At 63.1% G+C, this 25,096-nt stretch carries 27 protein-coding genes; 12 read left to right on the forward strand and 15 right to left on the reverse strand.

Going from position 1 to position 25,096, the window contains the following annotated elements; all coding sequences use genetic code 11:
- Nucleotides 1–2 precede the first annotated feature (2 nt).
- From F3H95_RS15200 to ccmA, 3 genes are read right to left on the reverse strand one after another with little or no spacing between them, the layout of a single operon-like run.
- Entirely contained in the window at nt 3–761 is a 759-nt protein-coding gene (locus F3H95_RS15200) for a heme ABC transporter permease (protein ID WP_143126226.1), read from the reverse strand.
- Between the two features lie 44 nt (nt 762–805).
- The gene (ccmB, locus tag F3H95_RS15205) at nt 806–1,465 is read right to left on the reverse strand and encodes a heme exporter protein CcmB (RefSeq protein WP_143126227.1); all 660 of its coding nucleotides are present in this window, start codon (nt 1,463–1,465) and stop codon (nt 806–808) included.
- A complete protein-coding gene (gene ccmA / locus F3H95_RS15210; protein WP_149746619.1) occupies nt 1,462–2,112 on the reverse strand; it encodes a heme ABC exporter ATP-binding protein CcmA in 651 nt (216 codons plus the stop codon). The genes ccmB and ccmA overlap by 4 nt, the downstream gene beginning before the upstream one ends.
- A 264-nt stretch (nt 2,113–2,376) precedes the next feature.
- On the opposite strand from ccmA, the gene acnA reads away from it, so the two are divergent.
- From acnA to F3H95_RS15225, 3 genes are all read left to right on the forward strand, one after another.
- Nucleotides 2,377–5,073, forward strand: a complete 2,697-nt coding sequence (gene acnA, locus F3H95_RS15215) for an aconitate hydratase AcnA (protein ID WP_149746620.1) — start codon at nt 2,377–2,379, stop codon at nt 5,071–5,073.
- Nucleotides 5,074–5,336: 263 nt separating this feature from the next.
- Nucleotides 5,337–6,020 (forward strand): thioredoxin family protein, encoded by a 684-nt coding sequence (locus tag F3H95_RS15220; protein WP_143126372.1) that lies wholly within the window; start codon nt 5,337–5,339, stop codon nt 6,018–6,020.
- A 307-nt stretch (nt 6,021–6,327) separates the two neighbouring features.
- Complete coding sequence (locus tag F3H95_RS15225; RefSeq protein ID WP_143126230.1) at nt 6,328–6,711, forward strand: DUF2794 domain-containing protein; 384 nt, start codon at nt 6,328–6,330, stop codon at nt 6,709–6,711.
- Nucleotides 6,712–6,785: 74 nt separating this feature from the next.
- Here F3H95_RS15225 and F3H95_RS15230 read toward each other — a convergent pair whose 3' ends face one another.
- Together F3H95_RS15230 and leuC are read right to left on the reverse strand one after the other, a co-directional pair.
- On the reverse strand, nt 6,786–7,343 hold the full coding sequence (locus F3H95_RS15230) for a GNAT family N-acetyltransferase (protein WP_149746622.1): 558 nt from the start codon (nt 7,341–7,343) through the stop codon (nt 6,786–6,788).
- 160 nt (nt 7,344–7,503) lie between these two features.
- A complete protein-coding gene (leuC, locus tag F3H95_RS15235; RefSeq protein ID WP_143126232.1) occupies nt 7,504–8,913 on the reverse strand; it encodes a 3-isopropylmalate dehydratase large subunit in 1,410 nt (469 codons plus the stop codon).
- Between the two features lie 358 nt (nt 8,914–9,271).
- On the opposite strand from leuC, the gene ppk2 reads away from it, so the two are divergent.
- Nucleotides 9,272–10,177, forward strand: coding sequence for a polyphosphate kinase 2 (gene ppk2 / locus F3H95_RS15245; RefSeq protein ID WP_143126233.1), 906 nt, complete (start codon nt 9,272–9,274; stop codon nt 10,175–10,177).
- 12 nt (nt 10,178–10,189) lie between these two features.
- On the opposite strand, the gene F3H95_RS15250 is transcribed toward ppk2, so the two are convergent.
- Together F3H95_RS15250 and F3H95_RS15255 are read right to left on the reverse strand one after the other, a co-directional pair.
- Complete coding sequence (locus F3H95_RS15250) at nt 10,190–11,005, reverse strand: amino acid ABC transporter permease (RefSeq protein ID WP_149746623.1); 816 nt, start codon at nt 11,003–11,005, stop codon at nt 10,190–10,192.
- Nucleotides 11,006–11,011: 6 nt separating this feature from the next.
- The gene (locus F3H95_RS15255; RefSeq protein WP_149746624.1) at nt 11,012–11,818 is read right to left on the reverse strand and encodes a basic amino acid ABC transporter substrate-binding protein; all 807 of its coding nucleotides are present in this window, start codon (nt 11,816–11,818) and stop codon (nt 11,012–11,014) included.
- A gap of 203 nt (nt 11,819–12,021) precedes the next feature.
- On the opposite strand from F3H95_RS15255, the gene F3H95_RS15260 reads away from it, so the two are divergent.
- From F3H95_RS15260 to blaOXA, 3 genes are all read left to right on the forward strand, one after another.
- On the forward strand, nt 12,022–13,296 hold the full coding sequence (locus tag F3H95_RS15260; RefSeq protein ID WP_149746625.1) for an MFS transporter: 1,275 nt from the start codon (nt 12,022–12,024) through the stop codon (nt 13,294–13,296).
- Between the two features lie 160 nt (nt 13,297–13,456).
- Nucleotides 13,457–13,954 (forward strand): nuclear transport factor 2 family protein, encoded by a 498-nt coding sequence (locus tag F3H95_RS15265; RefSeq protein WP_149746626.1) that lies wholly within the window; start codon nt 13,457–13,459, stop codon nt 13,952–13,954.
- Nucleotides 13,955–14,018: 64 nt separating this feature from the next.
- Complete coding sequence (blaOXA, locus tag F3H95_RS15270) at nt 14,019–14,843, forward strand: class D beta-lactamase (protein ID WP_149746627.1); 825 nt, start codon at nt 14,019–14,021, stop codon at nt 14,841–14,843.
- Between the two features lie 51 nt (nt 14,844–14,894).
- Here the strand turns inward: blaOXA and rplS are convergent, their stop codons facing one another.
- Entirely contained in the window at nt 14,895–15,401 is a 507-nt protein-coding gene (rplS, locus tag F3H95_RS15275; RefSeq protein ID WP_143126239.1) for a 50S ribosomal protein L19, read from the reverse strand.
- Nucleotides 15,402–15,681: 280 nt separating this feature from the next.
- Here rplS and F3H95_RS15280 point away from each other — a divergent pair, with 280 nt between their 5' ends.
- Entirely contained in the window at nt 15,682–16,428 is a 747-nt protein-coding gene (locus tag F3H95_RS15280; protein WP_149746628.1) for a sulfite exporter TauE/SafE family protein, read from the forward strand.
- Here F3H95_RS15280 and trmD read toward each other — a convergent pair.
- The 5 genes from trmD to ffh form a co-directional block, all read right to left on the reverse strand.
- Nucleotides 16,410–17,108: a tRNA (guanosine(37)-N1)-methyltransferase TrmD gene (gene trmD / locus F3H95_RS15285; protein ID WP_149746721.1), complete on the reverse strand. Its 699-nt coding sequence runs from the start codon at nt 17,106–17,108 to the stop codon at nt 16,410–16,412. The two genes, F3H95_RS15280 and trmD, sit on opposite strands and share 19 nt — an antisense overlap.
- A gap of 8 nt (nt 17,109–17,116) precedes the next feature.
- Nucleotides 17,117–17,716, reverse strand: coding sequence for a ribosome maturation factor RimM (rimM, locus tag F3H95_RS15290; protein WP_149746629.1), 600 nt, complete (start codon nt 17,714–17,716; stop codon nt 17,117–17,119).
- A gap of 141 nt (nt 17,717–17,857) precedes the next feature.
- On the reverse strand, nt 17,858–18,223 hold the full coding sequence (rpsP, locus tag F3H95_RS15295; protein ID WP_143126242.1) for a 30S ribosomal protein S16: 366 nt from the start codon (nt 18,221–18,223) through the stop codon (nt 17,858–17,860).
- A 66-nt stretch (nt 18,224–18,289) separates the two neighbouring features.
- A complete protein-coding gene (locus tag F3H95_RS15300) occupies nt 18,290–18,610 on the reverse strand; it encodes a chorismate mutase (RefSeq protein ID WP_143126243.1) in 321 nt (106 codons plus the stop codon).
- Nucleotides 18,611–18,620: 10 nt separating this feature from the next.
- The gene (ffh, locus tag F3H95_RS15305; protein ID WP_143126244.1) at nt 18,621–20,192 is read right to left on the reverse strand and encodes a signal recognition particle protein; all 1,572 of its coding nucleotides are present in this window, start codon (nt 20,190–20,192) and stop codon (nt 18,621–18,623) included.
- A 312-nt stretch (nt 20,193–20,504) separates the two neighbouring features.
- Here ffh and F3H95_RS15310 point away from each other — a divergent pair, with 312 nt between their 5' ends.
- From F3H95_RS15310 to speB, 4 genes are all read left to right on the forward strand, one after another.
- A complete protein-coding gene (locus F3H95_RS15310; RefSeq protein ID WP_143126245.1) occupies nt 20,505–20,750 on the forward strand; it encodes a type II toxin-antitoxin system VapB family antitoxin in 246 nt (81 codons plus the stop codon).
- Nucleotides 20,750–21,196, forward strand: a complete 447-nt coding sequence (locus F3H95_RS15315) for a type II toxin-antitoxin system VapC family toxin (RefSeq protein WP_149746630.1) — start codon at nt 20,750–20,752, stop codon at nt 21,194–21,196. Before F3H95_RS15310 ends, F3H95_RS15315 begins: the two co-directional genes overlap by 1 nt.
- Before the next feature lie 66 nt (nt 21,197–21,262).
- On the forward strand, nt 21,263–22,339 hold the full coding sequence (locus F3H95_RS15320) for an MBL fold metallo-hydrolase (protein ID WP_149746631.1): 1,077 nt from the start codon (nt 21,263–21,265) through the stop codon (nt 22,337–22,339).
- Between the two features lie 97 nt (nt 22,340–22,436).
- The gene (speB, locus tag F3H95_RS15325; protein ID WP_143126248.1) at nt 22,437–23,399 is read left to right on the forward strand and encodes an agmatinase; all 963 of its coding nucleotides are present in this window, start codon (nt 22,437–22,439) and stop codon (nt 23,397–23,399) included.
- Between the two features lie 51 nt (nt 23,400–23,450).
- Here the strand turns inward: speB and F3H95_RS15330 are convergent, their stop codons facing one another.
- A complete protein-coding gene (locus tag F3H95_RS15330) occupies nt 23,451–24,251 on the reverse strand; it encodes an exodeoxyribonuclease III (RefSeq protein ID WP_149746632.1) in 801 nt (266 codons plus the stop codon).
- Nucleotides 24,252–24,360: 109 nt separating this feature from the next.
- Nucleotides 24,361–25,008 (reverse strand): outer membrane lipoprotein carrier protein LolA, encoded by a 648-nt coding sequence (locus F3H95_RS15335; protein ID WP_149746633.1) that lies wholly within the window; start codon nt 25,006–25,008, stop codon nt 24,361–24,363.
- Between the last annotated feature and the right edge of the window lie 88 nt (nt 25,009–25,096).

Here is a 25,096-nt window from a genome sequence, read left to right on the forward strand (position 1 = left end):
GGTCAGTCTCCGCGGCCGGCGAGGCGTGCCGCCATGCGCCGCTGCGTTGCCACCCGGCGACGCCAGATCTCGTTGCGGATCGCCATGATGTGCAAGGTGAAGAAGAGCAGCGTGAAAGCCAGCGCCATCACGATCAGCGGGCGGAGAAATTCAGCATCGATGGTCGGGCCGCCCATACGGATCACGCTTGCCGGCTGGTGCAGCGTGTTCCACCAGTCGACCGAGAACTTGATGATGGGAATATTGACGAAGCCGACGAGGATCAGCACCGCCGAGACGCGGGCGGCGCGCGACGGATCGTCCATGGCGCGGTTGAGCGCGATCAGGCCGAGATACATCAGGAACAGGATGAAGACGGAGGTCAACCGCGCATCCCATACCCACCAGGTGCCCCACATCGGCTTGCCCCACAGCGAGCCGGTCACCAGTGCCACCAGCGTGAAGGCAGCCCCCAGCGGCGCGGCAGCCTTGTGGCTGACATCGGCCAGCGGATGGCGCCAGACCAGCGTGCCGAGCGCCGAGAGCGCCATCACCGAATAGCACATCATCGACAGCCAGGCGGCCGGCACATGGATATACATGATGCGCACCGTATCGCCCTGCTGGTAGTCTCCCTCCGTGGTGAAGGCGAGTGTGAGGCCAAGCGCGAACAGCAGGCAACAGAGGCCGGCAAGCCAGGGCAGCACGCGTTCGGCGATCGCCAGGAAGCGCGTCGGGTTGGCGAGGTCGCTGAATTTGCGGATGGCAAGGCTTTCGGTCATGGCGTCCTTCTAAATCACGGCCGGTGGCCTGCACTTGATCCTAGTCAATCCCCGGCATTGCGCAACGCCAGGGCGGCACCTGCCGGCCCCAGCACGGCAAAAAACATCGTGATGGCCGTCAGGATCAGGAATGGCGGTAAAAAGGGCGCCGGATCCTCCACGGCCGCATAGGCCGCGCTGACCCCGAAGATCAGCACCGGAATGCAGAGCGGCAGCACGAGGATGGAGACGAGCAGCCCGCCGCGCGGCAGCGTGACGGAGACCGCTGCCCCCACCGCGCCGATGAAGGTGAGCGCCGGCGAACCGACCAGCAGCGTCAGCATCACCGCACCGATCGCCACCTCGCTCATGTTCATGAACAGGCCGAGCAGCGGCGAGGCGATCACCAGCGGCAGCACGTTGGCGAGCCAGTGGGCAAGGCACTTGACCAGCACCGTCAGCACCAGCGGATGCTCCTGCATCAGCAGAAGATCGAGCGAGCCGTCGTCGCGGTCGGCCTGGAACATCCGGTCGAGGCCGAGCAGGGCAGCCAGCAAGGCGCCGATCCAGACGATCGCCGGGCCGATGCGCGACAAGAGATTGAGATCCGGCCCGACACCAAAGGGAATGACGGCCACCACGGTCATGAAGAACAGGATGCCGATCAACGCGCCGCCGCCGGCCCGGATCGACAGCTTCAGATCGCGAAGCAGAAGGGCGGTCATGCGAAGTCCTCCCCCGTTTCCGCATATTGAAACCCCTTCATCTCCAGCCGGTGGGCAGCGACGAGATCCAGCGGCTGGTGGGTGGCCGCGACGACCAGTCCGCCCCGACCCAGATGATCGCGAATCAGGCGGGCAAACAGCGCCTCCGCCGCGACATCCAGCGCAGCCGTCGGCTCGTCGAGCAGCCAGACCGGACGATGGGCGACCAGCAGCTTGGCAAAAGCCATGCGCCGTTGCTGGCCGGCCGAGAGATAGCCGAAGGGCAGATGCAGGATGGCTTCCAGTTCCACCGCCGCCGCCGCCTCGCCGATGGAAAGGCCGGCGCCGCCCGGCCGGTCGCAGAGGAAGGCGCGCCAGAAGCCGAGATTTTCCGCAACCGAAAGCTCCGGTTTCATGGCATTGCGATGCCCGAGATAGTGGCAGACTTCCCGCACCGGAAGCCCGGTTTCAGCCGGTTCTGCCTGCCAGAAAACACGGCCAGACGCGGGGCGCATCAGGCCCGCGACCACCTTCAGAAGCGTCGATTTTCCAGAGCCGTTGCGGCCGGTCAGAAGGAGCGCCTCTCCCGCCGTTAAGTTGAAGGAAATATTCGAGAAAATCAGGTCCTCGCCGCGATGCGCCGAGAGGTTTTCGGCGTTGAGCCGCATGATTTGAGCCTCTGGTATCCCGGCGGAACGCACTGCAAAAAAATCTCGCAATCTGCCCCTTCACCGTCTGGAACACTTCTTAGAAATTATCTATAAGCTTCGCAACCACGCCAGCGGCCGGCGTGATTTTCACTTTGCGCCGGACCTGAAGAAATTTCTTCTCGTGCGGACAGCGGAAATGGTCGCACCCGCATCCTGATGTGCATGTAGTGCATAGGCGTCCGCACGCGCGTGTTGGCTCTTGATATCAGCGGGGTTGTTTCCGTGACCAAATCTCTCGACAGCTTTCATTGCCGGTCGGTCCTGACCGTCGGCGGCAAGGACTACGTTTATTACAGCCTGCCGAAGGCGGAGGCCAATGGCCTTCCCGGCGTCTCCAAGCTGCCCTTCTCCATGAAGGTCCTGCTGGAAAACCTGCTGCGTTTCGAAGACGGCAAGTCCGTCACCAAGGAGCAGATCCTTTCGGTCGCCGAATGGCTGAACAACAAGGGCAAGGTCGAGAACGAAATCGCCTATCGTCCGGCGCGCGTTCTGATGCAGGACTTCACCGGCGTTCCGGCGGTGGTCGATCTCGCTGCCATGCGTGACGGCATCAAGTCGCTCGGTGGCGACCCGGAAAAGATCAACCCGCTGGTGCCCGTCGATCTCGTGATCGACCACTCGGTCATCGTCGACGAATTCGGCAACCCGAACGCCTTTGCCCGCAACGTGGAGCTGGAATACCAGCGCAACGGCGAGCGCTACCGCTTCCTGAAGTGGGGCCAGCAGGCCTTCAAGAACTTCCGCGTCGTCCCGCCCGGCACCGGCATCTGTCACCAGGTGAACTTCGAATATCTCGGCCAGACCGTCTGGACGAAGGACGAAGACGGCGAAACCATCGCCTATCCCGATACCTGCGTCGGCACCGATTCCCATACCACGATGATCAACGGTCTCGGCGTTCTCGGCTGGGGCGTGGGTGGTATCGAAGCGGAAGCCGCCATGCTTGGCCAGCCGGTCTCCATGCTGCTGCCGGAAGTCGTCGGCTTCAAGCTGACCGGCACGCTGAAGGAAGGCGTCACCGCGACCGACCTCGTGCTCACCGTTGTGCAGATGCTGCGCAAGAAGGGTGTGGTTTCCAAGTTTGTCGAATTCTTCGGCACGGGTCTCGACACCCTGCCGGTTGCCGACCGTGCCACCATCGGCAACATGGGTCCGGAATATGGCGCGACCTGCGGCTTCTTCCCGGTCGATTCCGCCACCGTCGGCTACCTCGACATGTCCGGCCGCACCAAGGACCGTATCGCCCTCGTCGAAGCCTATTCCAAGGCGCAGGGCATGTGGCGCGAAGGTGACGGTTCCGACCTCGTCTTCACCGATACGCTGGAACTCGATCTCGGCGACGTCGTGCCGTCCATGGCCGGCCCGAAGCGTCCGGAAGGCCGCCTGGCCCTCGAAACCATTGCCCCGAACTTCGCAACCGCCCTCGAAGGCGATTACAAGAAGCCGGGCCAGCTCGATCAGCGCTGGGCTGTCGAAGGCACGGATTTCGATCTCGGCCATGGCGACGTAGCGATTGCCGCCATCACGTCGTGCACCAACACGTCCAACCCGAGCGTTCTGATCGCGGCCGGCCTTCTCGCCCGCAATGCCGTCGCCAAGGGTCTGAAGTCGAAGCCCTGGGTCAAGACCTCGCTGGCACCGGGATCGCAGGTCGTCGGCGAATACCTCGAAAAGTCCGGCCTGCAGAAGGAGCTCGACGCGCTCGGCTTCAACCTGGTCGGCTTCGGCTGCACCACCTGCATCGGCAATTCCGGTCCGCTGCCGGCGCCGATTTCGAAGACGATCAACGACAAGGGCATCATTGCCGCCGGCGTTCTCTCCGGTAACCGCAACTTCGAAGGCCGCATCTCGCCGGACGTTCAGGCGAACTATCTGGCGTCCCCGCCGCTCGTCGTCGCCTACGCTCTCGCCGGCACGGTCCAGAAGGACCTGACCAGCGAACCGCTCGGCGAAGACCAGGACGGCAACCCCGTCTACCTGAAGGACATCTGGCCGACCTCTGCCGAAGTGCAGGAGTTCATCCAGAAGTACGTCACCCGCGAACTGTTCGAAACCAAGTATGCCGACGTCTTCAAGGGCGACGCCAACTGGCAGGCCGTGCAGGTTCCGGAAGGCCAGACCTATGCCTGGGACGACAAGTCGACCTACGTGCAGAACCCGCCCTACTTCGTCGGCATGCCGAAGAAGGCCGGCGTCGGCACCGACAACATCGTCAACGCCCGCGTGCTCGGCCTGTTCGGCGACAAGATCACCACCGACCACATTTCTCCGGCCGGTTCGATCAAGGCACAGTCTCCGGCCGGTGCATACCTGATCGGCAATGGCGTGTCCGTTGCGGACTTCAACCAGTACGGCACGCGCCGCGGCAACCATGAAGTGATGATGCGCGGCACCTTTGCCAACATCCGCATCCGCAACTTCATGCTCGGCCCGAACGGCAAGGAAGGCGGCTACACCGTCCACTATCCGTCCAAGGAAGAGATGTCGATCTACGACGCGGCCATGAAGTACAAGGCCGAGGGCGTTCCGCTCGTCATCTTCGCCGGCGTCGAATATGGCAACGGCTCCTCGCGTGACTGGGCTGCCAAGGGCACCAACCTGCTCGGCGTGCGCGCCGTGATCGCCCAGTCCTTCGAGCGCATTCACCGCTCGAACCTGGTCGGCATGGGCGTCATCCCCTTCGTCTTCGAAGAGGGCACCAACTGGCAGAGCCTGGACCTGAAGGGCGACGAGACCGTCACCATCGAAGGCCTCGATGGCGAGATCAAGCCGCGCGAATGGAAGATCGCCAAGATCACCTATGCCGACGGCACGGTGAAGGAGATCAAGATCCTGTGCCGCATCGACACGCTGGATGAGGTCATCTACGTCAACAATGGCGGTATTCTTCAGACGGTTCTGCGCGACCTCGCTGCCTGATCGCACGCAGAACGCATCGATTGCCGCCGGACACCTTGTCCGGCGGCATTTTTATGAGCAAGTTTCTCTGTCCTTCGTGTCTCACCCCCTTGTGACTTCCGCTTGATGGAGGTCACAGGTTAGGTTTCCCGCCACACAAAGATGATCCGCAGCAACAAAGACAAGACATGCTCCTCCAGAAGGCGAGACCGATGATGCTCACACGCTCTGCCGCGCTGCTGCTGGCAGTCGGGCTCTATGCCGCGTCGGCACTGGCCGGCGAGATGCAGACGCCACCGAAGGGCGTGGTGGAACTGTTCACCTCGCAGGGCTGCGCCTCGTGTCCGCCAGCCGATGCCGCGCTGAAGACGCTGGTGGAGCAGGGCGATGTGGTGGCGCTGTCCTATCACGTCGATTACTGGAACTATCTCGGCTGGACGGACACGCTGAGTTCGAAGGACAATACCGAACGTCAGTATGGCTATGCCCATTCCATGGGTCGCAGCGGGGTCTATACGCCGCAGGCGATCATCAACGGGCGCGACCACCTGAAGGGCACCGATGTGTCCGCGATCAACGGCAAGATCGACAGCCTGACGGCCGCCGGCCAGGGGCTGACGGTGCCGGTGAAGGCCCGGATGAACAATGACGAGATGGAGATCAGCATCGGCGAAGGCCAGGGCCGCGCCGATATCGTCGTCGCCTATTTCACCAAGCAGCAGCAGGTCGATGTGGCGCGTGGTGACAATGGCGGTCGCCAGATCGAATACTGGCACAGCGTCTACGATGTGCAGACCGTCGGCATGTGGGAAGGCAAGGCAATGACCATCACGCTGCCCGCAAAGACCATGGGCCGCTCCAAGAAGGATGGCTGCGCCATTCTGCTGCAGTCGTCGACCGCCAAGGGCGAACCCTCGGCAATCTATGGCGCGACGCTGGTGATGGCAGGCCGCAAACGCAGCAACTGACGGCAGAGAAAGTCCGGCCGGAAGGGTTGGGGGCTGGGGGTAAGGTCAACGCTCCCGACCGGACCAATGGCGCCTCGCGCCAACCGTCGCTGCGAAATCTGCCGGTCGATTCCGGCACTCTTTTGACCAAAATCAGGCGGAAAGCGGTTCATGTCCCGGCATGGTCGGCTGCCGGATCAGCCCTCGCGGGCGGTGGTCCGTGCGGGAACCGCCGATCTGCCGACGGGTTTCAGCCCGCGTCCGGCTTGCATTTTCCGCAGGCTGAGGCACACTGTCATTCATCTGTTACATGGCGTTGGGAGCCTTGATGACCGATCAGTCCGATTTGCCGGGTGGTTTTGCCGAGGGCGCTTCCGTCGTCGATCTCAACCAGTACCGCAAGGCAGCCGATCCTGCCCCCGTTACCTTTCACCGCCGCGAGCTCGACCAGATCCTGTGGATCTATGGCCGCATGGTGGGCGAAGGCGAGTGGAAGGACTATGCCATCGACCATCTGCGTGACAAGGCGGTGTTTTCCGTCTTCAAGCGCTCCGGCGAAATGCCGCTCTACCGCATCGAGAAGAACCCGAAGCTCGCCGCCAAGCAGGGCGCCTACAGCGTGGTCAACACGCATGGCATGATCCTGAAGCGCGGCCACGAGCTTGCCCAGGTGCTGAAGGTGTTCGACAAGGTTCTGAAACTGGTCGAGTGATCGCCTGGGCGACAGATCCGGCACCGCCACGGTGAGGGCCGTGACATCGACCACCAACGTCGGTTGCGGCAAAATTAGCCGGCGAAGAGATTACCCGGATAGGCATCGGGGTCGGGATGGGTGCCTGTGCCCTCCCCCAGTTCCCGCTGCATGAAGACCGTATCCAGCCATTGGCCATGCTTGTAGCCGGTGCCCTTCATGCGGCCGACCATCTCGAAGCCAAGCGCGGCATGCAGCGCGACGGACGCGGGACTTGCGCCGCCGATCACCGCCGCCATCTGCCGGAAACCGAGCGCCGTCGTGCGATCAATGAGGCCCGCCAGCAGCATCTTGCCGATGCCGCGACCGCGCGCATCGGCTGCCAGATAGATCGAATCCTCCACCAGCCAGCGATAGGCCGGCCGCGTGCGGAAGGCGGACGCATAGGCATAGCCGAGAAGCGTCCCCTCTTCAGCCTCCGCCACGATATAAGGATAGCCCTTCCCTGTGATCGCCTCGAAGCGGGCGGCCATTTCCGCCGCGTCCGGCGGCAGGATTTCGTAGCTTGCCGTGCCGTTCAGCACGCTGTCGCGGTAGATCTCGGTGATGGCAGGAAGGTCGGCAGGCAGGGCGTCGCGCAGGCGAAGGGTCATGGAAGCGGTCTGTCATGGTGTCAATGTGGGCGCCACAGTAATCAGGTCACCTAGGACCGTGAAGTGGCTTTGCGGTGTCAGGGGCGCAAAAAGGAAAAGCCGCCGGGCTTTCGCGAAACCGGCGGCCTTCCCGTGTCAGGCTCTCACAAGATCGAGAGGCTTACTTCCACGTGCGAATGTCGACGAAGTGACCGGCAATCGCCGCAGCGGCAGCCATAGCCGGGGAAACGAGATGCGTGCGGCCCTTGTAGCCCTGGCGTCCCTCGAAGTTGCGGTTCGAGGTGGACGCGCACCGCTCACCCGGCTTCAGGCGGTCGTCGTTCATGGCAAGGCACATCGAGCAACCCGGCTCGCGCCATTCGAAACCGGCTTCCTTGAAGATCTTGTCGAGACCTTCGGCTTCCGCCTGTTCCTTCACGATGCCGGAGCCCGGAACGATCATCGCAGACACGCTGGCGGCCACCTTGCGGCCCTCGACGACCTTGGCTGCGGCACGCAGGTCTTCGATACGGCCATTGGTGCAGGAGCCGATGAAGACGCGGTCGATCGCGATGTCGGTGATCTTGGTGCCCGGCTTCAGGCCCATATAGTCCAGCGCGCGCCACTTGGAGGTGCGCTTGTTCTCATCCTGGATGTCATCCGGGTTCGGAACCACGCCTTCGACGGAAATGACGTCTTCCGGCGAAGAACCCCAGGAGACGATCGGCGGCAGGTTGGCAGCGTCCAGCACCACGACGCGGTCGTAATGGGCGCCCTCATCCGAATGCAGCGTCTTCCAGTAGTCGAGCGCCATGTCCCAGGCCTTGCCCTTCGGAGCGCGCGGCTTGTCCTTGATGTAGTCGAACGTGGTTTCATCCGGCGCGATGAGACCGGCGCGGGCACCGCCTTCGATCGTCATGTTGCAGACGGTCATGCGGCCTTCCATCGAGAGCGAGCGGATCGCTTCGCCGGCAAACTCGATGACATGGCCGGTGCCGCCGGCGGTGCCGATCTCGCCGATGATGGCGAGGATGATGTCCTTGGCGGTGACGCCTTCCGGCAGCTGGCCATCGACGCGCACCAGCATGTTCTTGGCCTTTTTCTGCACCAGCGTCTGGGTGGCGAGAACATGCTCGACTTCCGAGGTGCCGATACCGTGCGCCAGCGCGCCAAAGGCGCCGTGCGTGGAGGTGTGGCTGTCACCGCAGACGATGGTCATGCCCGGCAGGGTAAAACCCTGTTCGGGGCCGACGATATGGACGATGCCCTGGCGCTTGTCCTTTTCCGAGTAATACTCGACGCCGAAATCCTTGGCGTTCTGGGCGAGCGCCTCCACCTGAACGCGGCTTTCCTCGTTCTTGATGCCGATGTGGCGATCCGGCGTGGTGGGCACGTTGTGGTCGACCACGGCGAGCGTCTTTTCCGGCGCGCGAACCTTGCGGCCGGCCATGCGCAGGCCTTCGAAAGCCTGCGGCGACGTCACTTCGTGAACGAGGTGACGATCGATGTAGAGAAGACAGGTGCCGGTGTCATCGGTGGAAACGACGTGATCGTCCCAGATCTTGTCATAGAGAGTACGCGGTGCGCTCATGGCTGCCATCCATTTGGTGTCGGAAAACAAGGGATTTGAATTCGGCAGCATCGGCTGCCGCAGGTCACGCGATCAGGCGTGACGAAGTCGGCTGTTCAGAGCACCGGAAATGCGCGCGAAAAACCGTGCCGGCAGACGCTTGTGGTCCTGCAGCACGATGTAACGGTTCGCGAGGCATCCGAATTTTGATCCCATGTCCGAACCTGTAACAGTTTTCCCGCTTCTCGGCAATCCGGCGCAACCACGCTCGACGACCGCATTCGACCATCCTGGCACGGCCAATCCAACCTGTCGCGCGATTGTCATACGCGCTTTGCCATTTCATGCTTCTTCTGCGGCAGGAACAGGAGTGATCGCGATGACCCCACCCATGCAGGATGAAGTGAGCCGTCTCAAGGCAGAGATCGTTGACAGTTTCGATGAGGAACTGGAGCTTCAGCTGGAGGAAGAACGGCTGGAGGATCTGGTCGAGGAAGGCCTGTCGGAGCCGACACTGGAACGCCGCACCTATTTCCGCGAGCTGTTCAAGCTGCAGCACGAGCTGGTGCGTCTGCAGGACTGGGTGCAGTACAAGCAGCTGAAGGTCGTCGTGCTGTTCGAAGGCCGCGATTCCGCCGGCAAGGGCGGCGCCATCAAGCGCGTCACCCAGCGGCTCAATCCGCGCGTCTGCCGGGTGGTCGCCCTTCCCGCCCCGACCGAGCGCGAGCGCAGCCAGTGGTATTTCCAGCGCTACGTCCCGCACCTGCCCTCTGCCGGCGAAATGGTGCTGTTCGACCGCTCCTGGTACAACCGCGCCGGGGTGGAGCGCGTGATGGGCTTCTGCACGCCGGACCAGGTCGAGGAATTCTTCCGCGACGTGCCGGATTTCGAGCGCATGCTGGTGCGCTCCGGCATCATCCTGCTCAAATACTGGTTCTCGATTACCGACGAGGAACAGGAATTCCGCTTCCGCATGCGCATCAACGACCCGCTGAAGCAGTGGAAGCTCTCGCCGATGGACCTTGAAAGCCGTGTCCACTGGGAAGACTACACCCGTGCCAAGGAAGAGATGCTGGAGCGCACCCACATTTCCGAGGCGCCGTGGTGGGTGGTGCAGGCGGTCGACAAGAAGAAGGCGCGCCTCAACATGATCGCCCATCTTCTCGAGCAGATCCCCTATGAGCATGTGCCGAAGGAAGCAATCGAGCTTCCAGCCCGCGTCCGCCATTCGGATTACATCCGCCACCCGGTGCCGGCGAACATGTATGTGCCGGAAAAATACTGATTTCCGAACCTTTTAGCCTCTGGAGCCGGCGCCAAGGCGCCGCTCCACCCGTCTCAGCAGCATCGAGAGCCCGATGGTGAGGATGAGGTAGACATAGGCGAGAATCGAATAGGTCTCGAAGAAGCGAAAGGACCCGGAGGCATAGACCTTGGCCATCTGCGTGATGTCGGAGACGCCGAGCACCGAGACGAGCGAACTATCCTTCACCATCGAGACGAAATCGTTGGAAAGCGGCGGAAAAATCACCTTCAGCGCCTGCGGAAACACCACCAGCCGGAACCGCTGGAACCGCGAAAGACCCAGCGCCTTGGCGGCATCGATCTGGCCCTGGTCGATCGACTGGATGCCGGCACGGAAGATTTCTGCGATGAAGGCGCTGTAGCCGATCATCAGCGCGATGATGGCCCGCCACATCAGCGAGAAATCCCGCACCAGCAGCGCGGGCAGCAGCCCCTTCTCGATCAGCGGCGCGGCGAGAAAGGCATAGACGCCCATGATCGCCGGCGCGCCGACGAAGGCGACGTAGAACAACAGCACCAGGATCGGGATGCCGCGGATCGTCTCAATGTAGAAGCGAGCGGCCTGCCTGAGCGCAAGGCTGCCGGAAAGGCCTGCCAGCGCCACCCCAAGTCCAAGCGCGGTTGCCAGCACAAAGGCCGTCAGCGCCACCCCGATGGTGATGCCGATCCCCTTCGTCACCACGAGGAAGACCTGGCCATAGAGATCGTTGACGGCAATCACGATGGCAAGGCAGGCCATCATCAACCCTAGGGCCACGGCCCACCAGGGGAAATCCCGGTGGGCTTCACCGCGCGGCGCGGTCGCCATCCGCCTTCATTCCCCCATCTTGTAATCGAGGAACCATTTCCTGTTCAGCCGATCAAACGTGCCGTCCGCCTTCAAGGCGGCGATGGCGGCATTGACAGGGCCGACCAGATCGGAGCCCTTCTTGAAGATGAAGCCGAAATCCTCCGAGCCGAGCGGGCCGCCCACCAGTTTCAGGCCACCCTTGGAGGTATCGACATAGCCCTGGCCGGCCGTGCCGTCCGTCAGCACCATGTCGACATCGCCCGCCTTCAGCGCCTGCACCGTGGCGCCGAAGGTTTCGAACAGCTTGATGCGCGGATTCTGCTCGTTGCCGTCAAGCACTTCATAGACGGCCGTGTAGAAGGGTGTGGTACCAGGCTGGGCGCCGATCAGAGCATCCTTGAGCGCGGCAAAGCCCTTGGCGTCGGAAAAGCGCTTCTCATCGCCGCGCACCAGCATGAACTGCTGCGAACGCATGTAAGGATCGGAAAAGTCCACCTTCTCCTTGCGGTCTTCCTTGATGGTGATGCCGGTCATGCCGATATCGTACTGGCCGTCGGACACGGCCTGGATCATCGCATCCCAGGAGGTGTTCTGGTAGGTGATCTTCGCGTTCAGGCGCTTGCCGATCTCCTCCATCGCATCATACTCCCAGCCGATCTGCTTGCCGCTCTTGGGATCGACGAACTGCAGCGGCGGATAGGCATTTTCCGTCACCACCACGATGGTGCGGCCCTTCAGATCCGGCAGGCCGGCGGCGGTTGCAAGACCGGCAGCAAGCGGTGAAAGGGCAAGGGCGGAAAACCCGGCAAGAAGCGAGCGGCGGCGGATCATGGGTCACTCCCGAATGTGTGGCACGGCCGAAATCGACGTCTGAGCGATTGTCATGGAAATGCCGTGGAAGGCAAGAGGCCGAACACACGGACGGCAGCTTGCAGGAGCGCTCGCGCAGCGCGCCCCTTGCCGCCATCGCAACCGAACCTAGTTTCCGCAGTTCAAGCCGGGTGGGGGCGCCTGACTGCTGCGGAGGAACCGTCTTGGTTTCGGAAAAACACCTGATCGCCAAAATCACCTGGCGTCTCATGCCGTTTCTCGGCTTTCTCTATCTGATCGCCTATATCGACCGGCAGAATGTCAGCTTCGCCAAGCTCGACATGGTCGATGCGCTGGGCCTCAGCGAATATGCCTATGGGCTTGGCGCCTCGCTGTTCTTCATTGGCTATTTCCTGTTCGAGGTGCCGAGCAATCTCTTCCTCAACCGGTTCGGCGCCTCCAAATGGTTTGCCCGCATCATGGTGAGCTGGGGCATCGTCACCATCGCACTTGCCTACACCTCCAGCGCCACAATGTTCTACATCCTGCGCTTCCTGCTCGGGGTGGCGGAAGCCGGCTTCTTCCCTGGCGTTCTCTACCTGCTGACCCTCTGGTTCCCCAAGGATTATCGCGGCCGCATGGTGGGCCTGTTCATGATCTTCAGCGCCTTTGCCAATGCGGTCGGCGCGCCGCTTGGCGGCATGCTGCTCGATCTTGATGGTCTCCTCGGCTATGCCGGCTGGGAATGGGTGTTCCTCGCCACGGGCGTTCCCGCCGTCCTCGCCGGCATTGTGACCCTGTTCTATCTCGATGACACACCGGAGAAGGCGCGCTTCCTGACGGGGGCGGAGAAGGACTGGCTGCGCGAGCGGCTGGCAGCGGAAAATGCCGGCATGGAGGAGCATGCCGAAAGCGGCTTCCGGGCGCTGATCAATCCGCGCGTGCTGCTGATGTCCGTCTGCTATATCGGCTTTCCGCTGGCAGCCTATGGCCTCAGCTACTGGCTGCCGACCATCGTGCAGGGCTTTGGCGTGTCCAACACGGTGAACGGGCTCATCAACATCATCCCCTGGCTGATCGTGGCGCTGGCGCTGTGGATCGTGCCGAGCATGGCCGACCGGACGAGCGACAAGACGCCCTATATCGTCGGCCCGGCCTTCGTCGGCGCGATCTGCCTGACGCTGTCGGCGGTCGTGACGGCGCCGATCCTGCAGTTCGCGCTTTTGTGCGTGGCGGCTGCCGGCATCTTTGCCGGACAGCCGGTGTTCTGGAGCCTGCCGGGTCGCTTCCTGAAGGGGGCGGGGGCAGCAGCCGGCATCGCGGCGATCAACTCGGTCGGCAATCTCGGCGGCTTCATCGCGCAGAACGTGGTGCCCTGGATCCGCGACGAGACGGGCAGCACTATCGCGCCGATGTTCTTCCTGGCCGCCTGCCTGGCAATGGCGGGTGTTCTGGTGATTCTCGTCGGACGCCTCCTTGCACGCAAGGCGTCGGCCTGACGAGACGGCACGCCGCTGACTCACGAGAGACAGCGGCGGACACGCATCCTGCCACCCCGGCCGGTTCCCTTTTCCATACTATCGGCAGCGAAAATGCCTTCTTTTCCGGGGCCGGATGCATGCCTATCTCGGCAGGGCATCCATCCCGGGAGACATCCGCATGAAATACATCGCCTTCGTCGCTGCGCTGGCACTCGGCACAGCCGCTCTTCCCCATCTCGCTGCAACGCAGGAAGCGGTTGTCGCCGCAGCCGACAAGGAAGCACAGTTCACAAGCCCCGATCCCGCGCTCAACGCCAACAAGCAGCTCATCTACAAGATCTATCGCGATCTGCTGGAGGCTCACCACTGGGACAGGGCGGCCGATTACCTCAGCGAGCGCTATATTCAGCACAATCCGAATGCGCCTTCCGGACGCCAGAGCGTGGTGGATTTCTTCACGAAGGGACTGGGCGTCAAGCCAATCCCCATTGAGGACAGGCTGAAGAGCCCGATCGTTTTCGTACAGGCGGAAGGTGACCTCGTGACCGTTGCCACGGTGCGCACCGAAAAGGACCCAAAGGATCCGGCGAAAACCTATACCACGACCTGGTTCGATACCTGGCGGATCATCGACGGCAAGGCGGACGAGCACTGGGATTCCGCCGTGAAGAGATGAGCGGTGCCGCCTTCTCGACATCTTGGCAGTTCACAAGCAGCACACGATGTCGAGGAGGACTGACATGATGCGACCTGCACTTTTTCTTGCCCTTGCCTTTTCGGGCGCGCTTACCGCTCTCGCGCCCGCGCAGGCCAGAACCATCTGCACGATGGTCGCTGATGCCGAAACCGGAACGGTGCTGGCGGAAGAGGGTGATTGCGCCGGTCGCGTCACCCCCGCCTCCACCTTCAAGGTGCCGCTCGCCGTGATGGGCTTCGATTCCGCTGTTCTGAAGAGCCCGCACGAGCCGGTGCTCGAATTCAAAAAAGGCGATCCGGATTGGGGCGGCGCGGAATGGAAGAAGCCTACCGATGCCGAGCGCTGGCTGAAATATTCCGTCGTCTGGTTTTCCCAGCGCATCACCCACCGACTTGGCGCCGAAAGGCTGGCGGCCTATGCCAAGGCCTTCAACTACGGCAATGCGGATTTTTCCGGCGATCCCGGCAAGAACAACGGCCTCGATCGCGCGTGGATCGCGTCCTCGCTCAAAATCTCCCCGAAGGAACAGATCGCCTTCCTGCGCAAGCTTTCCAGCCGGTCGCTGCCGGTTGCACCGCAGGCGATGGACAAGGCCGTGGCGGCCATGGAAAGCTTCCCCGTGGCCGGAACCGGCTGGACGGTAAAGGGAAAGACGGGCATGGCCTATCCGCGCGCGGGCGATGGCCGCTTCGACTATGAACACCCCTGGGGATGGTTCGTGGGCCTTGGTCAGGCCGACACGCGCGCAATCGTGTTCGTGCGCCTCGTGCAGGATGAGAAGAAACTGCCCGGCTCCGCCAGCGCCAGGGCCCGCGATTCCATTCTGAAAGACCTGCCGGCGATCATCGAGAAAGCCGAGGCCCAATGAAAAAGGCGGGCCTGAGCCCGCCTTCCAAGACAATATCCCGAATGGGACATCTTATTCCGATGCTGCTGCCGCTGCGGCTTCTGCTGCTGCCTTTTCGGCGGCGAGAGCCTGTGCTGCTGCAACCTTTTCCGCTTCGACGCGTGCGCGCTCTTCAGCGGCTGCACTGCGCTCGGCTTCGTTGAGCTTGCGGGCGCGAATGTTGGTAGCTTCAACGATACGGGCCGACTTGCCGCGACGATCGCGCAGGTAGTAGAGCTTGGCGCGACGGACCTTGCCGCGACGAACGACTTCGACGCTTTCGACCATCGGGGAGTAGACCGGGAAGACGCGCTCGACGCCTTCGCCATAGGAGATCTTGCGAACGGTGAAGCTTTCGTTGATGCCGCCGCCGGAGCGGGCGATGCAAACGCCTTCATAGGCCTGAACGCGGGTACGGTTGCCTTCCGTTACCTTCACGTTGACGCGCAGCGTGTCACCCGGGGAAAATTCCGGAAGCTTGCGAATGGCTTCGATCTTGGCAACCTGTTCGGCTTCCAACTGAGCGATGATATTGGTCATGTTAACCTCTGAGTTCTTCTGAAACAGCCAGAGCGCCCAAACCGCGACATCCTCGGACAATGCCTTGGAGCCGTGCCCTTGCGGGCAGGGGCGAATTCGCCATCCTTTGTTTCGGTCAACGGGAGAATATCCCTTGTCCGTGCGGGGGCCATTACACGAAACTGTCACGCTTGTCACCCCGCCCCGCGCTGAATCTGCCGAAAGATCCGGCGAAACCCGGCTTGTGGCAACGGCCCATGCCGTTTATCTGCAAAGGCAACGGGGTTTGGGAGGACACCGCATGACATTGTCGATGATCGGGCTGCTGTTCGTGGCCGGCTTTCTGTCGGGCGCGGTGAACGCGATTGCCGGCGGCGGCACCTTCCTCACCTTCGGCGCCCTGACGCTGGCCGGCATTCCGCCGATTTCCGCCAATGCCACCTCCTCGATCGTCCAGTTTCCGGGTTATGTCACCTCCACGCTCGCCTATAAGGACGAGCTTCTGAAGCGCTGGCGCAGCGCCGTGGCGCTGACGCTTGTCTCGGCCCTCGGTGGGCTTGCCGGCGCGCTGATCCTGCTGGCGCTCTCCAACCCCTCCTTCCGGGCGCTGGTGCCCTGGCTGCTGGCCGCGGCAACGGCCATCTTCGCAGCCGGCCCGCTTCTGAAGCCGAAGGCCACGGCCGAGCGCTCCGCAAGCTCGCTCTCCAGCCTCGCCGGGCAGGGAGTGACTGCGATCTATGGCGGCTTCTTCGGCGCCGGCATGGGCATCATGATGCTCGCCGTGCTGGGACTGACGACCGGCGGCAGCTATCATCATCTGAATGCGCTGAAGAACCTGCTCGCAACGGTCATCGCGGCAGTTGCCATCATCGTCTTCGTCAGCGGCGGCGTGGTCGCCTGGCCGCAGGCAATCGTGATGATCCCGGCCGTGGCAGCCGGCGGCTATGCCGGTGTGTGGGCGGCACGGCGCGTGCCACAAACCATCATGCGGATGATCGTGGTGGCTGTCGGTGCCGCCCTGACCGTCTATTACTTCGTCACCGGCTGAGAGGGTTTTGCAAGCAGATCCGGGCGGCGCTCCTTCGTCAGCGCGAGCGCCTGCTCGTGCCGCCAGCGGTCGATGGCCGCATGGTTGCCGGAGGTGAGCACGGCGGGAATGCCCTGCCCTTCGAACTCTTGCGGCCGGGTATAGTGGGGATGCTCCAGAAGCCCGGTCTCGAAGCTTTCATGCGTGCCGGAGGCGGCATTGCCCATGACGCCCGGCAGGATGCGCACCACGGCGTCGAGCAGCGTCAGCGCCGCCGGTTCACCACCCGACAGAATATAGTCGCCGATCGAGACTTCCTCGAGCGCCCGTGCCTCGATGACCCGCTGGTCGACCCCTTCGAAGCGGCCGCAGACGATCACCACCCCCTCGCCCTCCGCCAGTTGACGCACCCGCTCCTGCGTCAGCGGGCGACCGCGCGGGCTCATCAGCAGGCGCGGACGCGGGTCGGTGGCCACCGAATCGATGGCGCGCGCCAAGACGTCCGGCTTCAGCACCATGCCGGCACCGCCGCCAGCCGGCGTATCGTCCACCGTCCGGTGCCGGTCGGTCGCAAAATCGCGGATCTGCACCGTCTCCAGCGACCAGTCGCCCCGTTCCAGGGCCTTGCCGGCCAGAGAATGGCCGAGATGGCCCGGAAACATGTCGGGATAGAGCGTCAGGATGGTGGCGCGATAGGGCATGGCGGCCGTCACTCCGCCTCGCCCTTCGGCTTGCGGCCGGATTTGCCGCCCGTCTTGCCATTCGGCTCGGGCGGCGCATCCTCGTCCGGCGTCTCGACCAGACCGGCAGCGACCGGATCGACCAGGATGCGGCCGGCGTCCAGGTCGATTTCCAGCACGGCCGCCTCGGAGAAGGGAATGAGCGTCGGGCGACGACCCGGTCCCTTGAGCTCCAGAAGATCGCCTGCTCCGAAATCGAAGACGCCACTCACCTGGCCGTAGCTGTTTCCCTCGGCATCGACGGCTTCGAGCCCTTCCAGGTCGGCGTAGAAGAATTCGTCTTCGTCCAGTTCCTCGTCCGGCAGGTTGTCGCGGTCGATGAACAATTCGAGCCCGTTCAGCGCCTCGGCGGCATTGCGGTCGTTGACGCCGCGGAACCTCACGATCACGACATTTTTCGCCTCGCGGATCTCGAGGATCTCGAAGACGCGGCCGTCGGCGCTGTGCAAATTGCCGTAATCGCCGAGCGCCAGCGGATCGGCGGTGAAGGCGCGCACGCGAACCTCGCCGCGCAGGCCCTGCGCCGCGCCGATCGTTGCCATCAGGACGGGGTTTTCCAGCTTGGCCATGGTGGCTCCCTCTTTCATCGACGGATGCTCTACAGCCAATCGCACGACTTGAAAACAGCCTGTTGAAAACGCAAAGCAGGCGGCACGTCGCCATGCCACCCGCCCGTCAAGCAGGCCCGTCATGCGGGAATGCGTGCAGCCTTATTCGGCAGCAGCAGCTTCAGCGGCTTCGGCAGCCTTGGCAGCCTTTTCCTTGGCGCGCTCGACAGCCTTCTTGCCGGGCTGAGCCTTGGTCGGGTTGCTGCGGGCGTCGCGCTCGGCAATGCCGGCTTCCGCCATGAAACGCAGAACGCGGTCGGTCGGCTGTGCGCCCTTGGCAACCCAGGCCTTGATGGCTTCGGCATCGAGAACGACGCGCTGCTCGTTGTCCTTGGCCAGCATCGGGTTCCAGGAACCGACGGTCGCGATGAAGCGGCCATCGCGCGGCGAGCGGGCATCGGCAACAACAACGTGATAATACGGGCGCTTCTTGGAACCACCACGGGCGAGACGGATCTTCAGGGACATTTCTAACTCCTTCAGTTTCGGTTCAGGCCGTCCTCTTCGACGGGCTGTCTGGTGTCGAGTCCGCCGTCAGGCGGTCTTTTCGGTTGCACCGCCATGTTCGGCGGCAATGGCTTCATGGTGACGGATGACTTCCTTGATGATGAAATTCAGGAATTTTTCCGCAAAGTCCGGATCGAGCTGCGCATCCTTGGCCAGGCGGCGCAGCCGTTCGATCTGGTATTCCTCGCGCGCCGGATCGGCCGGCGGCAAATCGTAAAGGGCCTTCAGGATGCCCACTTCCTTGGTGCAGCGGAAACGCTCGGCCAGCATGTGCACCAGCGCCGCGTCGATGTTGTCGATCGACTGGCGGTATTTGCCGAGCTGTTCCTTCACCTTCGGATCAACCATCGAAAAACCCTCACTTCTTCTTGGGCATACCGGGCAGGCCCGGAAGACCGCCCAGGCCCGGGAGCTTGGCACCGCCGAGACCCGGCAGGCCGCCACCCGGCATTCCACCCGGCAGGCCCGGCATCGAACCCGGCTTGAAGCCCGCGGCTTCCGCCTGCCGGGCCAGCGCTTCGAGCTGCTTCGGATCCATGTTCGACAGATCCGGCATGCCGCCGCCGAGACCACCGAGGCCCATCTTGCCGGCCAGGCCGCCCATCATCTGCTTCATGATGCCGCCCTTGCCCTTGCCGCCCATGGCCTTCATCATATCGGCCATCTGGCGATGCATCTTGAGCAGCTTGTTGATTTCGGCGGCATCCGTGCCGGAGCCCGCCGCGATGCGCTTCTTGCGCGAATGCTTGAGAATGTCCGGATTGGCACGCTCGGCCTTGGTCATCGAGGAGATGATGGCGATCTGCCTGTCGAACATCTTGTCGTTCATGCCGGACGCGGCCAGCTTGTCCTTCATGCCTGCCATGCCGGGCATCAGGCCCATGATGCCGCCCATGCCGCCCATCGCCTTCATCTGGCGCAGCTGGTCGGCGAGGTCGTTCAGGTCGAACTTGCCCTTGGCCATCTTCTCGGCCATGGCACGCGCCTTTTCGGCGTCGATATTTTCGGCCGCCTTTTCGACGAGCGAGACGATGTCGCCCATGCCGAGAATACGGTCGGCGATGCGGCGGGGATGGAACTCCTCCAGCTCCGACATCTTTTCGCCGACACCGATCAGCTTGATCGGCTTGCCGGTCACGGCGCGCATGGAGAGCGCCGCCCCCCCACGGCCATCGCCGTCCATGCGGGTCAGCACGAGGCCGGTGATGCCGACGCGCTCATCGAAATTACGAGCGAGATTGACGGCGTCCTGACCGGTCAGCGAGTCGGCGACCAGCAGAATCTCATGCGGTTTCGAGCGGGCCTTGATCTCGGCCATCTCGGCCATCAGCGGCTCGTCGATATGCGTGCGGCCGGCAGTATCGAGGATGACGACATCATGGCCGCCGAGTCTCGCGGCCTGCACGGCGCGCGCAGCGATATCCGTCGGCGACTGGCCGGCGATGACCGGCAGCGTATCGATGCCGGTCTGCTGTCCAAGCTGGCGCAACTGTTCCTGGGCGGCCGGACGACGCGTGTCGAGCGAGGCCATCAGGACCTTCTTCTTGTCGCGCTCCGTCAGACGCTTGGCGATCTTGCCTGATGTCGTGGTCTTGCCCGAACCCTGAAGACCGACCATCATGATGACGACCGGGGCTGCCGCATGCAGGTCGATCGCGACACCCTCGGCGCCCAGCATCTCGACCAGTTCGTCATGGACGATCTTGACGACCATCTGGCCGGGCTTGATCGACTTCAGGACTTCGGCGCCAACGGCCTTCTCGCGCACACGATCGGTGAAGGCGCGCACGACTTCCAGCGCCACGTCTGCCTCGAGCAGCGCACGGCGAACCTCGCGCAGGGCTGCCGAGACATCCGCCTCGGAGAGCGCGCCACGGCCGGTCAGTCCACTCAAGATGGAACCAAGACGGTCCTGGAGGTTTTCGAACATCGTGTCATCCTTCTAGACATTTGCCGGTCGAACCGGAAACGTCGGGTCTTCACCGCCCGAAAACAAGACGCAAAGCCAAAAAGCACCCGAGGGCGCAACGCGCTGTCGGGTGTTGACCTCCGGGATCTCTTTATACCTTTGCGGGTCCCGGTCGGTGGCTAAAGTCTTGTCAACTTTGAGCAGATCGGCGTGCTTAAACCCGATGATGCCGCAGAAGTCAAGGCTTTCAGGGATTTTTGCGGGAACGCCCGATTTTGCGATGGGTCGCGCCTTATGGTAGGGTGAGCTTGGTTCATGGATCGGAGGCCGATGATGTCCCTTGACATTCGCGATGCGGAAATCGATGCCCTGGCCGGCGAGGTCATGCGACGACTGGGCGCGAAGAGCAAATCCGAGGCGGTCCGCCGGGCGCTCCAGAACGAATTGACGCGGGGCGACGGCCGGCAGGCTCCAAAAGACAGTGTTACCAGGATTCAGGACAGAATTGCGTCTCGCATGGGAAGCCATCCTGCCCGTTACGATGACAAAGCCTACATGGACGAGATGTGGGAAGTCTGATGTTCCTGGATGCATCCGCCGTGGTCGCCATCCTCGCCCGGGAAGTTTTGGCCGACGATCTGCTGAAACGCATTCGAGAGGCAGCCGATCCCATCCACTACACCTCCATCACCATGTATGAGGCGGTCGTCAGCCTTGCCCGGAAGACCGCAGTCTCGATCTACGAAGATCAGGTGCCGACACCGGCAGCGCTTCTGGCAGAAGTGCAGGCCGATGTAGAGGACTTCATGAACGCCATAGGCGCCATCGAAATCCCGCTCGAAACCGGCACACATCGGCTGGCGCTCGATGCGGCCCGCCGGTTCGGCCGCGCCACGGGCCATCCGGCAAGGCTGAACTTCGGCGATTGCTTTGCCTATGCGACGGCGAAGGCGCTCAATGCGCCGCTGCTGTTCGTGGGCGAGGATTTTGCCCGGACCGACATCGCGCCAAGCCTGAGGCTCTGATCCAGCAGCGCCTTATGTGACGTAGCATCGCTTGAAGCGTCACCCCTCACTTCCTATAGATTCATGATGAAACGACGCCAATTCTTGAAATGGACAGGCATCGGCAGCCTCGCGCTTCTCGGCGGCGGGCTGGCGGCAGGGAGAGCCATGGCAGCCAATCGCTATTACAAGGGGCCGGTTTCGGACCATTTCGACGGAACCCGCTTCTTCAATCCCGGCGGCGAGGAGCCGAAGGGCTTCATGAACCTGCTGCGCTGGCGCTTCAACGGCAAGAGCATCGCATGGCCTGAGGCCTATCCCAGCCCCTTTGCGCCCGCCGTACCGGAGAAGCGGGTGACGGGCAACCGGCTCGTCGTCACCATGGTCGGGCATGCCTCGATGCTGATCCAAGTGGCCGGTCTCAATATCCTGACCGATCCGGTCTGGGCGGAGCGGACGAGCCCCGTCTCGTTTGCCGGGCCGAAGCGGGTCAATGCGCCGGGTATCCGGCTGCAGGACCTGCCGCCGATCGACATCGTCATCGTCACCCACAATCACTACGACCATCTCGATCTCGACACCCTGAAGCGCCTGCATGCGGCGCATCGGCCGCATTTCGTCACGCCGCTCGGCAATGATGCGATCTTCGGACCGGACCTCAACGATCCGCGCATCACCGTGATGGACTGGGGCTCGCAGGCCTATGTCGGCAAGAATGTCACCCTCCATTGCGAGCCCTGCCACCACTGGTCGGCACGCGGCGTGAACGACCGGCGCATGGCGCTCTGGGGTGCCTTCGTGATCGAGACCCAGGCCGGCAAGATCTACCACATCGGCGATACCGGCTTTCACCAGGGCATCAATTACCGTGCCGCCGCGGAGAAGCATGGCAGCTTCCGTCTCGCCATCCTGCCGATCGGCGCCTATGAGCCGCGCTGGTTCATGCAGGCGCAGCACCAGAACCCGGCGGAGGCGGTAGCCGGCATGCAACTGGCCCGCGCCGCGCATGCCGTCGGCCATCACTGGGGCACGGTGAAGCTGACGGACGAAGGCATCGAGGAGCCTCTGGCAGCCCTTCGCAATGCCCTCACCGCCGCGGCAATCGCGCCTCAGCGCTTCCGCGCGCTCCGCCCCGGCGAGGCCTTCGAGGTGCCGGACGCCTGACGGTGATCTTTTCGCGTGGCGGCATTTACAGCGTCGACCGGTTCTGCTGCACTGCAGCGGCATTGTTGTTGCCTGCCGATCCTGACCGGAGAATTTCATGACATCAGCCTTCCACCAGCCCGTCGATGCAGCCGAAGTGCCGCGCTTTGCCGGCCATTCCACCTTCATGCGCCTGCCGGCCGTTGCCTCGCCCGAGGGTCTCGACATCGCGCTGGTCGGCATTCCCTGGGATGGCGGCACGACGAACCGGGCCGGCGCGCGCCACGGGCCGCGCGAGGTGCGCAACCAGTCCAGCCTGATCCGCCGCGTGCATCATGTGTCGGGTGTCGAACCCTTCTCCATCGCCAATGTTGCCGATGTGGGCGATGTCTCGGTCAACCCCATAGACCTGATGGACGGGCTGAAGCGGATCGAGGAGGGCATTGCCGCCATCGTCGCGGCCGGCGCGCTGCCGCTCTCCGTCGGCGGCGACCATCTGACGACCCTGCCGGTGCTGCGGGCCGTGGCCAAATCCCGACCGGTCGGCATGGTGCATTTCGATGCCCATACCGACACCAATGACAGCTATTTCGGCGGCAACAAATACACGCACGGCACGCCCTTCCGCCGGGCAATCGAGGAAGGCCTGCTCGATCCGAAGCGGATGGTGCAGATCGGCATTCGCGGCTCGATCTACGACACCACCGACCATGACTGGGCGAAATCGCAGGGCATCCGGATCATCTACATGGAGGAATTCGTCGCGCGCGGCGTCGAGGATGTGATGGCGGAGGCGCGCGCCATCGTCGGCGACGGCGCGACCTATGTCACCTTCGACATCGACAGCATCGACCCCTCGATGGCACCGGGCACCGGCACGCCGGAAATCGGCGGCTTCACCACGCGCGAGGCACAGCAACTGGTGCGCCTGCTGGCCGGCATCGATATCGTCGGGGCCGATGTGGTGGAGGTCGCGCCGCCCTTCGACGTTGCGGGCCTGACGGCGCTGGCCGGCGCCAATATCCTGTTCGAACTGCTCTGCGTCATGGCGCCCTGCGTCGCACGCCGTCGCGCCGGCTGAACGCCCCCGGCGGAAGCAAAACCCTCCCGTTCGAGGCGGGAGGGCACGATTTCAGAAGCGGAAGGTGGCCGTCACCGGCACATGGTCGGAGGGACGTTCCCAGCCGCGCGCCTCCTTCAGAACCTCGATGTTCTCCAGAAGGGGACCGAGATCGGAAGAAGACCAGACATGGTCCAGCCGGCGGCCACGATCGGCCGCTTCCCAGTCCTTGGCGCGGTAGCTCCACCAGGTGTAGAGCTTTTCGGAGGCCGGCACGTGCTGGCGCATCAGGTCCAGCCAGCCGCCCTGCCGCATCACCTCCAGCAGACCCTCGGTCTCGACCGGCGTATGGCTGACGATCTTCAGCATCTGCCTGTGCGACCAGACGTCATGCTCCAGCGGCGCGATGTTGAGGTCTCCGACGAGAATGGAGGAGGTGCCCGGGAGATCAGCCCTCAGCGCCTTCATTTCCTCCACGAAATCCAGCTTGTGGCCGAATTTCGGGTTGATGCCGCGATCCGGCTCGTCGCCACCGGCGGGCACATAGAAATTGTGCAGGCGGATGCGCCGGCCGCCGCGCTCGAAGATCGCAGAAATGTGGCGTGCATCGCCGACGCCGCAATAATCCTGCCGGTGATCTTCAAGGAGCGGCACCTTCGAGAGGATCGCCACCCCGTGATAGCCCTTCTGGCCATGCAGGATGATGTGGGAATAGCCCATCTCCTTCAGCGGTTCGAACGGGAATTCCGGTTCCCGGCACTTGATTTCCTGCAGGCAGAGAATGTCCGGCCGGGCCCGGGCGATGAACTGCTGGACGATCGGCAGGCGCAGGCGCACCGAATTGATGTTCCAGGTGGTGATGGAAAAGGACATGCGAAAAACCTCGACGTGATCCGTCGAGGTTTAGAACCTTTCGCTTGCCAAGAGCAAGGCCGCCCGGCCGATCATCGCGGGCATGCCAGAGCGGCAGCGGATGAGGCCGTTACAGCTTGTGGACGTCGTCATAGGGAATGGTGAAGACCTTGCTGTCGAAGCGGACGCCGGTCTGCACATTGTAGATCATCACCGTGGTGTCCTTGCCCTGCAGGTCGGTGATCGTCCACTGACGCAGGTCATAGGTCTTCGGATCGAACATCATGGTGATCGTGGAATCGCCGAACACGGTCTTGTTGCCGAGCACGATGGTGGTGAGGTCGCTTTCCTCCTTCACCGACCGCACCATCTGGTTGGAGAGATCGATGCGATCGGCCAGAAGCAGGCTGAGAGGCGTCTTGGAGAGCGGATAGAGATCCCAGGTCTTCAGCTTGAGATTGCCGACGACCACGTTACTGCCATCGGCGATGACACGGATCGGCGACGGATCCTCGAAATTGAAGCGCAGCTTGCCGGGACGTTCGATGAAGAATTTTCCGCCCGTCTGTTCGCCCCTCGGGCCGAACTGTACGAACTCGCCGGTCATGGTCTTTACCGAGGAAAAATGGTCGGCGATCTTCTGCGCTGCATCGGATGGTCCCTGCGCCAGGGCGGGAGCTCCTGCAAGCCCGACCGCCGCAAGCCCGGCAAGGCCAAGCACCAGATGGCGGCGGCTGAGCGACGGGCGGTGCGACGGAATAGAACGGGGTGTCATCATGGGATCTCCTTCAGGCGTCTTATGGCGTCGAAAGACGGCGGCTTCGTGACAGGAGCGGCAGGGCGGTCGGGCAGGCCAGCGGCCGCGA

Source organism: Rhizobium sp. RU35A, from assembly GCF_900156005.1.
GTDB lineage: Bacteria > Pseudomonadota > Alphaproteobacteria > Rhizobiales > Rhizobiaceae > Neorhizobium > Neorhizobium straminoryzae.

Bases quoted from the DNA above. Each gene is read 5' to 3' on its own strand.
- F3H95_RS15200 (WP_143126226.1), bottom strand. From the start codon at position 761: ATGACCGAAAGCCTTGCCATCCGCAAATTCAGCGACCTCGCCAACCCG.
- ccmB (WP_143126227.1), bottom strand. From the start codon at position 1,465: ATGACCGCCCTTCTGCTTCGCGATCTGAAGCTGTCGATCCGGGCCGGC.
- ccmA (WP_149746619.1), bottom strand. From the start codon at position 2,112: ATGCGGCTCAACGCCGAAAACCTCTCGGCGCATCGCGGCGAGGACCTG.
- F3H95_RS15220 (WP_143126372.1), top strand. From the start codon at position 5,337: ATGCAGACGCCACCGAAGGGCGTGGTGGAACTGTTCACCTCGCAGGGC.
- F3H95_RS15225 (WP_143126230.1), top strand. From the start codon at position 6,328: ATGACCGATCAGTCCGATTTGCCGGGTGGTTTTGCCGAGGGCGCTTCC.
- F3H95_RS15230 (WP_149746622.1), bottom strand. From the start codon at position 7,343: ATGACCCTTCGCCTGCGCGACGCCCTGCCTGCCGACCTTCCTGCCATC.
- leuC (WP_143126232.1), bottom strand. From the start codon at position 8,913: ATGAGCGCACCGCGTACTCTCTATGACAAGATCTGGGACGATCACGTC.
- ppk2 (WP_143126233.1), top strand. From the start codon at position 9,272: ATGACCCCACCCATGCAGGATGAAGTGAGCCGTCTCAAGGCAGAGATC.
- F3H95_RS15250 (WP_149746623.1), bottom strand. From the start codon at position 11,005: ATGGCGACCGCGCCGCGCGGTGAAGCCCACCGGGATTTCCCCTGGTGG.
- F3H95_RS15255 (WP_149746624.1), bottom strand. From the start codon at position 11,818: ATGATCCGCCGCCGCTCGCTTCTTGCCGGGTTTTCCGCCCTTGCCCTT.
- F3H95_RS15265 (WP_149746626.1), top strand. From the start codon at position 13,457: ATGAAATACATCGCCTTCGTCGCTGCGCTGGCACTCGGCACAGCCGCT.
- blaOXA (WP_149746627.1), top strand. From the start codon at position 14,019: ATGATGCGACCTGCACTTTTTCTTGCCCTTGCCTTTTCGGGCGCGCTT.
- rplS (WP_143126239.1), bottom strand. From the start codon at position 15,401: ATGACCAATATCATCGCTCAGTTGGAAGCCGAACAGGTTGCCAAGATC.
- F3H95_RS15280 (WP_149746628.1), top strand. From the start codon at position 15,682: ATGACATTGTCGATGATCGGGCTGCTGTTCGTGGCCGGCTTTCTGTCG.
- trmD (WP_149746721.1), bottom strand. From the start codon at position 17,108: ATGCCCTATCGCGCCACCATCCTGACGCTCTATCCCGACATGTTTCCG.
- rimM (WP_149746629.1), bottom strand. From the start codon at position 17,716: ATGGCCAAGCTGGAAAACCCCGTCCTGATGGCAACGATCGGCGCGGCG.
- rpsP (WP_143126242.1), bottom strand. From the start codon at position 18,223: ATGTCCCTGAAGATCCGTCTCGCCCGTGGTGGTTCCAAGAAGCGCCCG.
- F3H95_RS15300 (WP_143126243.1), bottom strand. From the start codon at position 18,610: ATGGTTGATCCGAAGGTGAAGGAACAGCTCGGCAAATACCGCCAGTCG.
- ffh (WP_143126244.1), bottom strand. From the start codon at position 20,192: ATGTTCGAAAACCTCCAGGACCGTCTTGGTTCCATCTTGAGTGGACTG.
- F3H95_RS15310 (WP_143126245.1), top strand. From the start codon at position 20,505: ATGTCCCTTGACATTCGCGATGCGGAAATCGATGCCCTGGCCGGCGAG.
- F3H95_RS15315 (WP_149746630.1), top strand. From the start codon at position 20,750: ATGTTCCTGGATGCATCCGCCGTGGTCGCCATCCTCGCCCGGGAAGTT.
- F3H95_RS15320 (WP_149746631.1), top strand. From the start codon at position 21,263: ATGAAACGACGCCAATTCTTGAAATGGACAGGCATCGGCAGCCTCGCG.
- speB (WP_143126248.1), top strand. From the start codon at position 22,437: ATGACATCAGCCTTCCACCAGCCCGTCGATGCAGCCGAAGTGCCGCGC.
- F3H95_RS15330 (WP_149746632.1), bottom strand. From the start codon at position 24,251: ATGTCCTTTTCCATCACCACCTGGAACATCAATTCGGTGCGCCTGCGC.
- F3H95_RS15335 (WP_149746633.1), bottom strand. From the start codon at position 25,008: ATGATGACACCCCGTTCTATTCCGTCGCACCGCCCGTCGCTCAGCCGC.